Annotated in this window: 12 protein-coding genes; 6 read left to right on the top strand and 6 right to left on the bottom strand. The window is 63.6% G+C overall.

The features are described 5' to 3' along the window. The first annotated feature begins 5 nt into the window (after positions 1–5). From GVL61_RS07835 to GVL61_RS07825, 3 genes are all read left to right on the top strand, one after another. Positions 6–953 (top strand): alpha-E domain-containing protein, encoded by a 948-nt coding sequence (locus GVL61_RS07835; protein WP_159978697.1) that lies wholly within the window; start codon positions 6–8, stop codon positions 951–953. Between the two features lie 11 nt (positions 954–964). Then, complete coding sequence (locus GVL61_RS07830) at positions 965–1,828, top strand: transglutaminase family protein (RefSeq protein WP_159978695.1); 864 nt, start codon at positions 965–967, stop codon at positions 1,826–1,828. A gap of 66 nt (positions 1,829–1,894) precedes the next feature. Continuing rightward, positions 1,895–2,659 (top strand): proteasome-type protease, encoded by a 765-nt coding sequence (locus GVL61_RS07825; protein WP_159978693.1) that lies wholly within the window; start codon positions 1,895–1,897, stop codon positions 2,657–2,659. A 47-nt stretch (positions 2,660–2,706) separates the two neighbouring features. On the opposite strand, the gene GVL61_RS07820 is transcribed toward GVL61_RS07825, so the two are convergent. Next, positions 2,707–3,984, bottom strand: coding sequence for a cytochrome P450 (locus tag GVL61_RS07820; RefSeq protein ID WP_159978691.1), 1,278 nt, complete (start codon positions 3,982–3,984; stop codon positions 2,707–2,709). Between the two features lie 193 nt (positions 3,985–4,177). On the opposite strand from GVL61_RS07820, the gene GVL61_RS07815 reads away from it, so the two are divergent. Beyond that, positions 4,178–5,443 (top strand): amidohydrolase family protein, encoded by a 1,266-nt coding sequence (locus GVL61_RS07815; RefSeq protein ID WP_159978689.1) that lies wholly within the window; start codon positions 4,178–4,180, stop codon positions 5,441–5,443. Between the two features lie 46 nt (positions 5,444–5,489). Here the strand turns inward: GVL61_RS07815 and GVL61_RS07810 are convergent, their stop codons facing one another. Further along, positions 5,490–6,194, bottom strand: coding sequence for a DUF2490 domain-containing protein (locus GVL61_RS07810; RefSeq protein WP_159978687.1), 705 nt, complete (start codon positions 6,192–6,194; stop codon positions 5,490–5,492). A 92-nt stretch (positions 6,195–6,286) separates the two neighbouring features. Further along, on the bottom strand, positions 6,287–6,964 hold the full coding sequence (locus tag GVL61_RS07805) for an extensin family protein (protein WP_159978685.1): 678 nt from the start codon (positions 6,962–6,964) through the stop codon (positions 6,287–6,289). A 207-nt stretch (positions 6,965–7,171) separates the two neighbouring features. On the opposite strand from GVL61_RS07805, the gene GVL61_RS07800 reads away from it, so the two are divergent. Together GVL61_RS07800 and serA are read left to right on the top strand one after the other, a co-directional pair. After that, positions 7,172–8,305, top strand: a complete 1,134-nt coding sequence (locus GVL61_RS07800; protein WP_159978683.1) for a phosphoserine transaminase — start codon at positions 7,172–7,174, stop codon at positions 8,303–8,305. A 119-nt stretch (positions 8,306–8,424) separates the two neighbouring features. Next, complete coding sequence (gene serA, locus GVL61_RS07795) at positions 8,425–10,008, top strand: phosphoglycerate dehydrogenase (protein WP_159978681.1); 1,584 nt, start codon at positions 8,425–8,427, stop codon at positions 10,006–10,008. A gap of 66 nt (positions 10,009–10,074) precedes the next feature. Here serA and GVL61_RS07790 read toward each other — a convergent pair whose 3' ends face one another. From GVL61_RS07790 to GVL61_RS07780, 3 genes are all read right to left on the bottom strand, one after another. Further along, complete coding sequence (locus GVL61_RS07790; protein ID WP_159978679.1) at positions 10,075–10,728, bottom strand: glutathione S-transferase family protein; 654 nt, start codon at positions 10,726–10,728, stop codon at positions 10,075–10,077. 81 nt (positions 10,729–10,809) lie between these two features. Beyond that, entirely contained in the window at positions 10,810–12,117 is a 1,308-nt protein-coding gene (locus GVL61_RS07785; protein ID WP_159978677.1) for a cytochrome P450, read from the bottom strand. Position 12,118: 1 nt separating this feature from the next. Next, complete coding sequence (locus tag GVL61_RS07780) at positions 12,119–13,318, bottom strand: amidohydrolase family protein (RefSeq protein ID WP_159978675.1); 1,200 nt, start codon at positions 13,316–13,318, stop codon at positions 12,119–12,121. Between the last annotated feature and the right edge of the window lie 62 nt (positions 13,319–13,380).

Below are 13,380 nucleotides of genomic sequence, written 5' to 3'. Positions count from 1 at the left end.
CACTGATGCTCGGACGCGGAGCCAGCGGCGTATTCTGGATGTCCCGTTATCTCGAACGGGCGGAAAATACCGCACGCCTGATCGACGTGGGTTTTCACCTCGCCCTGACGCGGGGCAACCGCCAGTCGCAGGATGAGGAATGGAAGTCGGTCCTCACCACCACCGGCATGCTGGAGGACTATTGCTCGAAGCATACGGACTTCGGCGGCTCGCAGGTTTTCAACTACCTGCTGCGCGACCGGGACAATCCCGGTTCGGTGCTGGCTATGGTCGAGAACGCGCGCACCAATGCCCGCGTCGTGCGTACCAGCATCACCAATGCCGTATGGGAAACCACTAACGAAGGCTGGATGCACTTGCGCGACCTGCTCTCGCGCCCGGTACGCGAGACGAACCTGGGCGAAGTGCTGCGCGAAATCCGCCGCATAGGTACGCTGGTGCGCGGCGCGCTCGAAGGCACGATGCTGAGGAACGAGGTTTTCAACTTCTCGCGCATCGGCACCTTCATCGAGCGGGCGGATAACACCGCGCGCATTCTCGACGTGAAGTATTACGTGCTGCTGCCTTCGGCGGCCTGGGTCGGCTCCAGCCTCGACAATGTGCAGTGGGACACGCTGCTGCGCTCGGTCGCGGGCAACCGTGCCTATACGTGGCTCAACGCAGGGTCCATGGACCCGCGCGGCATCGCCCGCTTCCTGATCCTCGATGGCCAGTTCCCGCGCAGCCTGGTCTTCTCCTACGACAAGATCCGCAGCAACATGGCGGGCCTCGCCAAGGAATATGGCCACGAGGTGCCTGCCCACCAGTTGCTGCGCGATGCTGGTGACAAGCTCAACCAGGTCACCATCGAAGAAATCTTTGAGGGTGGCCTGCATGAATTCCTGCAGGATTTCATCGGCAAGACCATCGAGATCGGCAGCGCCATCGCCGCCGATTACCGTTTCAGCGAGTAGGAGGGCCTTTCGTGCTCCTCACTGTCAAACATACCACGCGCTACGTTTTTGAGGGCAAGGTGACCCACGGGCTTCAGCGCCTGCGCCTCAAGCCCAAGTCGACGCACGGCCAGGAAGTGATCGACTGGCGCATGGACCTGTCGGGCGCCAAGCCCGAGGCCGCGTACGACGACCAGCATTTCAATCACACCGATCTCGTCTCGATCGTGCCGGGCGTGCCTGAAGTGGTGGTCACCTGCGAGGGCACGGTCCGCACGATCGACAACAACGGCATCACCGGCCCGCATACCGGGCACATGCCGCTATGGTGCTTCCTGCGCCCGACGCCGCTGACCAGGCCCGGCCCCAAGGTGCGCCAGTTGCTGGCGGGAATCGAGGCGGACCGGTCGGATACGCTGGGCTATCTCCACGTTCTTTCCAACGCGATCGCCGGTCAGGTGGAATACGTCAGCGGCACGACCGATGCCCATACCACTGCCGAACAGGCGCTCGCCGCCGGTAAGGGCGTATGCCAGGACCACGCGCACATCTTTATCAGCGCGGGCCGCATGCTCGACGTGCCGATGCGTTACGTCGGAGGCTACCTGCACATGGACGATCGGGATGAGCAGGAGGCTGGTCATGGCTGGGCCGAGGCGCATATTCCGGGCCTTGGCTGGGTCGGTTTCGACGTCTCGAACGCGATCTGTCCGGATGAGCGGTACATTCGCGTAGCCACGGGTTGCGATTATGGAGAGGCGGCTCCGGTTACGGGTATTGCCGTCGGTGCCGGGGAAACCAGACTCGACGTCCATTTGTCCGTCGGCGAAAATAGGGTAGGAGCACAGCAGCAGCAGTCCGCTTCAGGTGGGCAGCAGCAGGTACAGGGCGGCTGAACGAACCGCTCCGCGCAAGGGAGAAGCGCGGTATAAAAACGGGTTTGCATAAGGTTTGATGGTTCGATGACGTATTGTGTGGGCATGATGCTGGATCGCGGGCTCGTTTTGATGAGCGACACGCGCACCAATTCGGGCGTCGACAACATCTCGACCTTCCGCAAGATGTATCACTGGGAGCTGCCCGGTGAGCGTATCATCACGATCATGACCGCCGGCAACCTCGCCACCACGCAGGCCGTCGTCAGCCAGTTGGAAGAACGCAACAAGGCCCCGTCCGAGCGGCATAACTCGTTGCTGGAAGCGCCGACGATGTTCAAGGTCGCCTCGATCGTGGGCAACCTGCTGCAGGACATCATCGAGGAACGTGCGACCGACAACGGCCAGAAGGCCGCTGCCGGCACTTTCAGCGCCTCGATGATTGTCGCCGGTCAGATCAAGGGCATGGAACCGCGCCTTTTCCTGATCTATCCCGAAGGCAACTTCATCGAAGCCAGCTTCGACACGCCGTTCTTCCAGATCGGCGAGACCAAGTACGGCCGCCCGATCCTGATCCGCGGTTATGAGCGCGACATGAGCTTCGAAAGCGCGGTCAAGCTTTTGACGGTGTCATTCGATTCGACGCTCAAGGCGAACCTTTCGGTTGGGCTCCCGCTCGACCTGCTGGTGATCGAGCGGGATCATTTCACGCCCCGCCATGAGCGCCGGATCGAGGCATCGGACCCTTATTTCGCCGCCGTTTCCACCAGTTGGAGCGAAGCCCTGCGCAATGCGCTCGATGGGTTGCCGGACTACCGTATGGACCCGGCGGTGAAGGAAGTCGTGGGTTGATCTCCCAAAGGTGATGTAGCCGTCTCGGATCAAATCCGGGAGGGCGATCAGTTCACATCCCAGACCAGGGGCAGGTTGCGGATCGACAGCAGCCCCGGGAACACACTCGTGTCCGAACCCGGCTTGGGTTTGAATTCGGGGATGCGGGCAAACCATTCCTCCAGCAGCACGCGCAGTTCGCGGCGGGCCAGATGCGCGCCGAGGCAGATGTGCACGCCGCCCACAAACGTGAAGTGTCGGTTGGCGCGGCGCTCGGGATCAAATTCGCGCGGGTTTTCGAAGCGCACCGGATCGAAGTTGCCCGCCGGGTTGAGGCACTGCACCGAATCGCCCTTGCGGATATGCACTCCATGCCATTCGAAATCGCGCGTCGCGGTACGGGTGGAGGAGAGGATCGGCTGGGTGCGGAGGAATTCCTCGACCGCGCCATTGATGAGTTCGGGCTTCTCGCGGATGCGGCGCTGGATATCGGGCTGCATCGCCATGCGGCGGAACATCTGGGCGATGGTTGCCGCCACGGTGTCTAGCCCGCCCAGCCACAGGAACCAGACCATGCCGATCTTCTCGTCCTCGGTCGGCGCGCGGCCTTCAATTTTGCCGTGGACGATGGAGGAGACGAGATGCTCGTCGGGATTGAGTTCCTTTTCAGCGATGAAGGCGCGCAGGAAGTCCAGCACGCCGCGCAGTGCTGCCTGCATCTTTTCCAGCGTGCCGGAGTGGAGGATGTCCCATTCCCAGTCGAGGAACTGCTCGAACATGTGGTCGGGAAAACCCATCAGCCCCATGAAGATGCGCACCGGATAGACCCGGCCGAAGTCCCAGGCCATATCGACTTCGCCCTTGTCCGCGACAGCATCGATCATCTCGACCACTACCGAGCGGATGCGCGGCTCGAGTTCGCGGGTGATGCGCGAAGGGCTGAAATACGGCATCAGGTAGAGCCGGTACTTGGAATGGTCCGGCGGATCGATCGCCAGGGGGATGGACTTGAAGGTCTCCCCGATCAGGCGCTGGAATTCGGCCGTGCCCGAGTTCGAGAAGTGGTCGTTGTCGCTGTAGACGCGGTCGATGTCCTCATAATGCGAAACTACCCAGTTGCCGCGCCGGGCGCCTGAAATCGCGCCCAGGCCGGAAAGCATCGGCGGGTTGTAGAGCAGGCGGGGGATGTCCGGCCCGTTAAGCCACGCGAAGGGTTCGTAAGGGTCGACGAGGTTGTTGGGCGCGCTGCCGTTGGCAAAGGACAGGTCGACGATCCGGTCGTTGGGCACATTGTCCGGCGCATCGAATTCCACACGGATGTCGTCAAGCGTTCGCGATTGTGTCATGGTCTTCTCCCGGCCGAATGAATGCCCGAGGGGCGTTAGGGCCGCAAGGAAAGTGACCGGCGTCTGCGCCGCGTTCTGCGAGGCTTCGCCATTCATCGTCGCGGCGTTGCCTTGCCCCGCGCGATTGTCATGTCCCGGCCCGGTTGCGAAACGAGTGTCATAAGGTTTGGCATTATTCTTCGGGAGAATCACAATGGCTGATGACGACACGCAGGAGCTGTCGCAGTCCGCACGCAAGTACTGGTCCGCCGACGGGTACAAGGAAGGCGGCTTGATCCGCGAGGTGGATTATGCCTCGCAGTCGGGCGGCCTCGATCCGATGTTCGAAGGCATCAAGATCGTCGACACCGACACCCACATCACCGAGGCACCGGACCTCTTCACCAGCCGCGCATCCGCTTCCATGAAAGCGAAAATGCCGCGGGTCGAGCGGGTCAACGGGACTGACCGCTGGTTCGTGGGCGACCGTGATTTCGGCACGCTGGGCGGTAACGTCATCCGCGCCGACAACAACAAGCTGCTTGGCCGTCTCGCCTTCCCCAAGCTGGAAGAGGCACACCCCGGCGGCCACCGGATCAAGGAGCGCCTGCAGGCGATGGACGACATGGGTGTTTACGCCCAGATCGGCTTCCAGAACTCGGGCGTGACACAGGCCGGCTCGCTGATGAGCCTGGGTGATCCCGAATTGGCGCTGCAGGTCATCCAGATCTACAACGACGCCTCGGCAGAGTACCAGGAAACCTCGGGCCAGCGTATTTTCAACATGGCGCATCTGCCGTTCTGGGACCAGAAGGCCCTCGAAACCGAAGCACGCCGCTGCCACGATATGGGTCTGCGCGGCTTCGTGCTGCCCGATACTCCCGAGCGCGTCGGCGTGCCCAGCTTCAACCACGATTACTGGACGCCGTTCCTTGAGATGTGCGAGGCGACCGGCATGCCGCTCAACTTCCACCTCAACGCGGCGATCGACCCCAACACGCTGACCTGGGAAGGTTTCCAGTTCGAGCAGACGCTGTCGGTGGTGGCGACGATGTTCTCGATCGGCAATGCCGCGACGCTGGGCAACTGGATGGTCTCGGGCCGTCTCGACCGGCACCCCAAGCTCAAGATCGGCCTGATCGAGAGCGGTGCCGGCTGGGTGCCTTTTGCGGTGGAGGCGCTGGAACACCAGTTCCGCGAGATGCTTGCCAGCAAGCGTGACATGCTCAAGAAGCAGCCCTGGGACTACTTCCGCGATCACTTCTACTGCACCTTCTGGTTCGAGAAGATCGCGCCCAAGTACCTGCTGGAAATCATCGGCGTCGACAACGTCATGTTCGAAACCGATTTCCCGCATCCCACCTCGCTTTATCCGGGCGTGCAGGCGCACCTCAAGGACGTCTTGGGCGGCTACAGCGACGAGGTCCGCAGGAAAGTCCTGCAAGGCAACGCGGTCAAGCTCTACAACCTGCCGTTCTGATCGCCGGAACTTTCTTCCCCGTTGCGCAGCAACGGGGAAGAACCGGTCAGTGGCGGTAGAACAGACTGATCGAGGCGACGTGGTTCATGCGCGTGCGGCCGCGTGTCTGGTCGATGGTCTGGTTGAGATAGCCCAGTTCCATCGTCGTCGCGCCGGGCAGCCCGACTTCTGCGCCGATGAAGCTGCGCAGCTGGTCGAAGCCGCCGCGCGCACCCCAGTCGGTATCGTTCAGCGCGACGAAGCCTTCGGCATAGACAAGCGCGTTCACGGCGTCGCTGCCGGCTTTCAGCGGATGTTCGTAGCGGAGCATCTCGCGCAGGCGCCAACCCATGTCGCCGCCGTCCGAACGCCAGCGCTGTTCCAGCCGCGTGCGTGAGGAAAGCTCGCCTCCCAACGGCTTGCCCAGCGCGACGTTGAGCTGCTGGAAGCTGCGCTCCTCGTTGATGTCGCGGCCCCCGTCGACCGGCGAGATGATATGCGCATAGCCCTGGTAGAGCGTGACCGAGGGAGAGAGTTTCCACCCCACGGCGCCGCGCAGCAGCAGCGCATCGACTCGCGATGCTCCGTCGCCGACGCGCGGCTGCAATTCCGCGAAATAGACCAGCTTGTCGGAAATGGCGCCCATAGCCGTGAGATTCACCCAGACCTGTTCGTCATGGGTTGTCTCGGCGCTGGCGATTTGCGGTGCTGTGGCGGTGAAAGTCAGGGCGGCTGCGGCGAGGGCGAAACGGACGAGAGTAGGGCTGTTCATGCGGACCTTCGGGCAGGGACTGAAGGTTCGTCCAGTATGGCTCGTTCGTGTCTGGATCAATGCCGGTCGGTCAGGTCTTGTAGCGATGCCGCCTAGCGGCAGAAATCGGCGCCGTCGGCTTCTAAGTGGAGGTGATTCGCGTGGGCTGCGTTGTAGGCCGGACCCAGCGTCGTGCCGAAGCGCTTGCAGGCGCTGTCATGAACAGTGCGCAGGAAACGGCGTTCGGCCGGGGTGCCACCGTTCCAGTCGTCGAGTATGGTGATCCGCCGCCCGTCGCCGAGCACGAAGCCCGAGACATCGATCGCGTTGGCGCTCGCATGACCGGAGCGGCGGTTGGTGCCCGCCACGTTGCGGCAGGAATAGCTGCCGAAGGTCTCGATCTTCACTACTCGGCTGCCGAGGATCTGCTGCGCCGCGCGGTCCACGCCGTAGCGCGCCCAGGCGGCGAAGGGCGTCGCCACTCCGCAAGTCGCCGGCCCCAGGCCGGATACGGTGACGGTGGCGTTATCCGTATTGAGTGCGGCGAGTTTCACCGTGCCCACGGTGGAACAGGAATTACCGTAGTAGCGATCCTCCACCGGGGTGAAGACCGCCTGCTGCGCGCCCAGCATGGACAGGCACTGCCGCACATCGGGGCTCGGTGATTTCACCGGCCGCTGGGCCGTGCGGGCGGGTTGCCGCTGGGATGGCTGCCGCGGGGAATCGACGCAGGCGGCGAGGGTGGCCACGCCGACCAGCACGGGGGGCAGGAAGAGCAGTACTCTGCGCATGGCGCCCTTGTTGAAGCGAGCGGGTTAACCTCAGATTACCGGTGCGATGGAGCGAACCGATCCGCCATCCGGGCATTTGCGGATATAGTGGGCATTTGCACAGGCTGGTCTGCGCAAGTCGATTGACTTCCCCCGTCACCTCTTTAGATGCGGCGCCGGGCCACGCGGTCCCAACGCCGCGCGAGCTCTCTGTAAGGAGAGTCAGAAATGACTGATTTTATTGCCGTACCTGCGCGTAAACCTGCACGTCCTCATTTCTCTTCCGGTCCTTGCGCCAAGCCGCCCGGATATACCCCAGCACAATTGAACACTGAAGCGCTCGGCCGCTCGCACCGCGCCAAGATTGGCAAGACGCGTCTTGCCTATTGCATCGATCTGATGCGCGAAGTGCTGCAGCTTCCCGAAACCCACCGCATCGGTATCGTCCCCGGTTCCGACACCGGCGCTTTCGAGATGGCCATGTGGACCATGCTCGGTGCGCGCGGCGTGACGACCGTGGCCTGGGAAAGCTTCGGCGAAGGCTGGGTGACGGACGCTGCCAAGCAGCTTAAGCTCGATCCCACCGTGATCCGTGCCGACTACGGCCAGCTGCCCGACCTGACCCAGGTGGACTGGAGCACCGACGTGCTCTTCACCTGGAACGGGACCACTTCGGGCGTGCGCGTTCCAAACGCCGATTTCATCCCCGACGACCGCGAGGGCCTGACCTTCGCAGACTCGACCTCGGCCGTGTTCGCTTACGATATCGACTGGTCGAAGATCGACGTTGCCACTTTCTCCTGGCAGAAGGTTCTGGGCGGCGAAGGCGGTCACGGCGTTCTGATCCTCGGTCCCCGTGCCGTCGAGCGTCTGGAAACCTATACCCCGGCATGGCCGCTTCCCAAGGTGTTCCGCCTCGTTTCCAAGGGCAAGCTCGCTGAGGGCGTGTTCAAGGGCGAGACGATCAACACCCCCTCGATGCTTGCCGTCGAGGACGCGATCTTCGCGCTGGAATGGGCCAAGGGTATCGGCGGTCTGGAAGGTCTGAAGGCCCGTTCGGACGCCAATGCAGCTGCGCTTTCCAAGATCGTAGCGGAGCGTGACTGGCTCGGCCACCTTGCCATCGACGAGGCCAGCCGTTCCAAGACCTCGGTCTGCCTGACGGTTGAAGGCGCTGACGCCGACTTCATCAAGAAGTTCGCCGGCCTGCTGGAAAAGCAGGACGCCGCCTACGATGTCGCCGGATACCGCGATGCCCCTGCGGGCCTTCGCATCTGGTGCGGCGCTACCGTCGATACCCAGGACATCGAGGATCTCGGTCCCTGGCTCGACTGGGCCTACGCCACCGTCAAGGCCGGCTGAACCTACTTTCACGCATGAAACGGCGCGCGCCCGTGCAGACGGGCGCCGCGCTTCCCTCCCCGCTCCCGCGCATATCGACGCGAGTAGCAGCGGGGGCGACGAGCCAAGGAACAATTCCCATGACCAAGCCCAAAGTCCTCATTTCCGACAAGATGGACCCCAACGCAGCCCGCATCTTTGCGGAAATGGGCTGCGAAGTCGACGTCATCACCGGTGAGACGCCCGAGCAGCTGATCGCCCGCATCGGCGAATACGAAGGCCTCGCCATTCGTTCGTCGACCAAGGTGACCAAGGAAATCCTCGCCGCCGCGAAGAATCTGAAGGTCATCGGCCGCGCCGGTATCGGCGTCGACAACGTCGACATCCCCGCCGCCTCGTCGCAGGGCGTCGTGGTGATGAACACCCCGTTCGGCAACTCGATCACCACCGCCGAGCACGCTATTGCGCTGATCTTCGCACTGGCTCGCCAGCTGCCCGAAGCCAACGCCCAGACCCAGGCCGGCACCTGGCCGAAGAACGGCTTCATGGGCGTTGAAGTCACCGGCAAGACGCTCGGCCTCATCGGCGCGGGCAACATCGGCTCGATCGTCGCCAGCCGCGCGCTTGGCCTGCGCATGAAGGTTGTCGCGTTCGACCCGTTCCTGACGCCCGAGCGCGCCGTGGAAATGGGCGTCGAGAAGGTCGATCTCGAAACGCTGCTGGCCCGCGCGGACTTCATCACCCTGCACACCCCGCTGACCGACCAGACGCGCAACATCCTCTCGGCCGAGAACCTGGCCAAGACCAAGAAGGGCGTGCGCATCGTCAACTGTGCACGCGGCGGCCTGGTCGATGAGGTCGCACTGAAGGCAGGCCTCGATTCGGGCCACATCGCGGGTGCCGCTCTCGACGTGTTCCAGACCGAGCCGGCCAAGGATTCGCCGCTGTTCGGCACCCCGAACTTCATCTGCACCCCGCACCTGGGCGCATCGACCACCGAAGCCCAGGTCAACGTGGCGCTTCAGGTAGCTGAGCAGATGGCTGACTTCCTGGTCAACGGCGGCGTCACCAACGCGCTCAACATGCCTTCGCTGAGCGCCGAGGAAGCCCCCAAGCTCAAGCCCTACATGAAGCTGGCCGAAGTGCTCGGCTCGATGGTCGGTCAGTTGACCATCGATTCGGTGCCGCGCATCTCGATCCACGTCGAAGGGGCCGCCGCCGAACTGAACCAGAAGCCGATCACTGCCGCTGTTCTCGCCGGTTTCCTGCGCGTCCAGTCGGACACGGTGAACATGGTCAACGCCCCGTTCCTCGCCAAGGAGCGCGGCCTCGAAGTGCGCGAAGTGAAGACCGAGCGCGAGGGTGACTACCACACGCTGATCCGCGTCTCGGTGAAGACCGAAGCGGGCGAGCGTTCGGTTGCCGGCACGCTGTTCAACAACGTCGAGCCGCGCCTTGTCGAAATGTTCGGCATCAAGGTCGAGGCAGAGCTGGACGGCTCGATGCTCTACATCGTCAACGAGGACGCCCCCGGCTTCATCGGCCGCATCGGCACCCTGATGGGCGAGCAGGGCATCAACATCGGCACGTTCAACCTCGGTCGCCGCACCACCGGCGGCGAGGCAGTGCTGCTGCTCTCGGTCGATACCCCGGTCGGCGCCGACGTGCTGGAGCAGGCACGTGCACTGCCCGGCGTGAAGACGGTCAAGGCGCTCGCGTTCTGATCTGAGTTTCTTCGGTATGAATTGAGGGGTCGGCGTGAAAGCGTCGGCCCCTTTTTCGTTGCGCTCTCAATCGGGCTGCGGGGCGGCGTTGAACACGGCCAGCTGGTCCGCGAAAGCGCGCTGGAAGGCGGGGCGCGCTTCCCCGCGGGCTACATAGGCGTGCAATCCGGGGTATTCGTCGAGCATGCCCGATCTGTGGAGCCTGCGCAGCACCGCGACCATCAGCAGGTCGCCTGCGCTGAATGCGCCGTCCAGCCATTCGGCATCGCCCAGCCGGTCGGCCAGTTCGTGCAGCCGGGTGCGGATGCGGGCATCAATGGCGGGCAGGCGCTCGGCGGCCCATGGTTTGTCGCTTTCGAAGATCACGGCCATCGAGCGTTCGACGATGGGCGGCTCCACCGTGCTGAGCGCGGCGAACATCCAGGTGACTGCGCGGTCACGGGCATCGGCATCGTCCGGCAGCAGGCCTGAGCGGCGCTGGGCGATGTGGAAGACGATGGCGCCCGATTCGAACAGGGTAAGTTCGCCCTCTTCATAAGTAGGAATCTGGCCGAAGGGGTTGGCCGCGCGGTGCGGCGGTTCCTTCATCGCCTCGAAGGAAACGAGGCGGACCTCGTAAGCCAGGCCCACTTCCTCCAGCGCCCAGCGAACGGGCATGTCGCGCGCCAGTCCCTGTCCGCGATCGGGGGAGCGTTCGAAGGCTGTGATGGTGATGGTCATCGTCTGGTTCCGCCTTGCAGGGAGGATGCCTCGCGAGAAGGGCGTTTGGCAATCCTCCCTTGATGGGGGCTTAGCCCCACCTTAGCGCAGCAACACCGGCAGCCCGGAAACGCCCTGCTGTTCCAGCCCGCCGGTCATGAAGGGGGCAGGCGCATCCGGATCGAGACGCAGGTTCGGGAAGTGGTCGAGCAGTGCCTCGATACCCCGGGCGATCTCAACCCTTGCCACGTTCATGCCGAGGCAGCGGTGGGTGCCGAGGCCGAACGCCATGTTGGTCAACTTTGGGCGGAACAGGTCGTATTCGTCCGGCCGCTCCCAGCGCCAAGGGTCGCGGTTGGCGGGGCCGAGGCCCAGTTCCAGCACCGAACCTTCGGCGATATGGTGGCCCTGAAACTCCACGTCCTTCGTTACCATGCGGTAGAAGTAGGGCGCAGTGGGGTTCCAGCGCAGGCTTTCCTCGATGGCGTCGTCGATCAGCGCGCGGTCGCTGCGCAGGGCCTCGAACTGGTCCCGGTGCGAGAGGAGCGCGAAGAGCGCAATGCCCATCTGCCGCCATGATGTGCCGCCGCCTGCCACCATAACCAGCTTAGCATGGGCAAGTATTTCACGGTCTGTCAGCGGGCGCGGCGTCTCGCCGGGCATCTGCAGCTTCATGCCCAGCAGGAAACTGACGAGATCGTCCTGCGGTTCGGCGCGGCGCCGCTCGATAAGGCCGAGGACGGTACTCTCGACGATCTTCGCATTGGCCAGCCGCTGCTCCATCGTCACCGTGCGGCTGGAACTGGTGGAGTTGAGGTAGGCGTGGCGGAAGCGCAGCGCTTCGTCGCCGTCCAGCCCGATGGCGGTGGTGATCGTGTAGACCGGGATGCGGGCGCAGTAGTCGAGGTTGAGGTCGGCCCGCTCCCCCTGCTTCATGCGGGCGATCAGGCGTTCGATGATGGTGTCGATGGTATGTTCGCGCCACCAACCCATGGCCTCGGGCATGTTGAACTTGGGCTGGATGGTGCGGCGGTAGGCGCGGTGCATCGGCGGGTCCATTTCGAGGATGCCCATGGTCTTTTCGCCCGCCGGATTGTCATGACCCTGGACCGAGTTCGAAAAGATCGCCGGGTCGCGCAAGGCGGCCTCGCAGGCGTCGTAGGACAGCACCGTCCAGTGCTGGCGCCCGGCCGCGCGGGCGTGGCGCTGGTGCACGGGCAGGCCCAGCAGTTCGCGCAGGCGTCCCTTGTGGACTGGCGCGGCGCTGCGCAGCGCATGGATGCGAGGAATGGCGGCGTCCACGTCCACCGCGTTGCCGATGGCCTCGGCCTCGCGGCGGACGTCGTAAAGCTCCTCGTAGAGCGGGTCGTCGGCGGTCAGTACGTCCGCGTTGGGGGCGGTTTCCAGCATGTCAGTCCAGCCCCAGCAGCTTGCGCGCGTTGTCGTGGATGATGGCGCGGACGTCGGCTTCGGGCACACCTTCGAAGTCGCGGAGGATCACCTCGCGCGATTTGGGAAAGGTCGTCTCCGAATGCGGGTAGTCCGAGGACCACATGATGTTTCGGCCGCCCGGCAGGTTGCGGTTGAGAATGCCCGTGCGGTCCTGGATGAACGAGCCATAGACGTTCTTGTCCATGTAGTAGCTGGGCGGGTTTTTCAGCTGGCTTTCGGTCCAGAAACGCTGCCGTTCCCAGGTCCGGGTGATATATTCGGTGTACCAGGCGAACCAGCCCACACCGCTTTCCATGCTGCCGATCCGCAGATCTGGGAAACGGTCGAAGATGCAGTTGAAGATGAAGATCCCGATCGGCTCGGCCATAGCCATCTTGCTCATCGGCATGTCGGGGAGGAAGAATTCTTTCTGGCCGAAGCGCGGCACCCGGGCGCCGAGGTGGAAGGTGACGACCAGATTGTGGTCGCAGATCGTCTTCCACAGCTTGTCGAAGGCAGGGTCGGAATATTGCAGCGCGCCCTTGCTGTCGCCGGTGAGGGCGGAGACCTGGCCGTCCTTCATGTTCTGGATGCCGGACGAGGTCTTCCATGCGTCCGGGTTCTGCGGAAAGGCCGGCAGGTTGATGGCGCGAAAGCCCTTCTTCGCAAGGCGCGTGACGTGCTGGCAGGTCTCGTCGATATTGCGCATCGGCACGTAGCCGACGGGAAACAGCCGACCGGGCGCGGCCGAGGCGAAATCCATCACCCAGTCCTGATAGGCCACATAGCTGGCGACGTAGAGTTCGTTATCGAACGAGCCCAGCGGTCCGCCGCCGAACAACAGCGCGGCGTCCATGCCGTCGGCGTCCATGTCGGCGAGGCGGGTGGCCGGTTCCCAGACGGTGCGCTGGTCGGACAGACGGCCCTTCATCTTGAAGTTTTTGCCCTCTCGCCCGGCCTGGTTGTTGATCATCATGAACGGGCGGCGTCCGCCTTCGAAGCAGATGTAGTCGCCGTCCTCGGCATGTTCGATGAAAGGCGCGCGGTCCTTGAGGTGGGCGGGGAGGTACTCCTTCCACATGTCGTGGGGCGGGTCGATATGGGCGTCGGCGTCGAAGATCGGGCCGTAGGGCCATTCGGCGACCGCGGCGTCCTTGATGGCCGGATCTGCTTCGCTCATCTCCCAGTCTCCTCTCGCGCCGTCGTTGCGGCCCATTCGATAATTCGAAATTGCGAACCTAT

The organism is Novosphingobium sp. 18050 (assembly GCF_902706195.1).
Classification (GTDB): Bacteria; Pseudomonadota; Alphaproteobacteria; order Sphingomonadales; family Sphingomonadaceae; genus Novosphingobium.
Note: the sequence above shows the minus strand (reverse complement) of the source record. Positions and strands in the feature narration are given on the sequence as shown.

Bases quoted from the DNA above. Each gene is read 5' to 3' on its own strand.
- GVL61_RS07825 (WP_159978693.1), top strand. From the start codon at position 1,895: ATGACGTATTGTGTGGGCATGATGCTGGATCGCGGGCTCGTTTTGATG.
- GVL61_RS07815 (WP_159978689.1), top strand. From the start codon at position 4,178: ATGGCTGATGACGACACGCAGGAGCTGTCGCAGTCCGCACGCAAGTAC.
- GVL61_RS07800 (WP_159978683.1), top strand. From the start codon at position 7,172: ATGACTGATTTTATTGCCGTACCTGCGCGTAAACCTGCACGTCCTCAT.
- GVL61_RS07820 (WP_159978691.1), bottom strand. From the start codon at position 3,984: ATGACACAATCGCGAACGCTTGACGACATCCGTGTGGAATTCGATGCG.
- GVL61_RS07780 (WP_159978675.1), bottom strand. From the start codon at position 13,318: ATGAGCGAAGCAGATCCGGCCATCAAGGACGCCGCGGTCGCCGAATGG.
- GVL61_RS07835 (WP_159978697.1), top strand. From the start codon at position 6: ATGCTCGGACGCGGAGCCAGCGGCGTATTCTGGATGTCCCGTTATCTC.
- serA (WP_159978681.1), top strand. From the start codon at position 8,425: ATGACCAAGCCCAAAGTCCTCATTTCCGACAAGATGGACCCCAACGCA.
- GVL61_RS07785 (WP_159978677.1), bottom strand. From the start codon at position 12,117: ATGCTGGAAACCGCCCCCAACGCGGACGTACTGACCGCCGACGACCCG.
- GVL61_RS07805 (WP_159978685.1), bottom strand. From the start codon at position 6,964: ATGCGCAGAGTACTGCTCTTCCTGCCCCCCGTGCTGGTCGGCGTGGCC.
- GVL61_RS07790 (WP_159978679.1), bottom strand. From the start codon at position 10,728: ATGACCATCACCATCACAGCCTTCGAACGCTCCCCCGATCGCGGACAG.
- GVL61_RS07810 (WP_159978687.1), bottom strand. From the start codon at position 6,194: ATGAACAGCCCTACTCTCGTCCGTTTCGCCCTCGCCGCAGCCGCCCTG.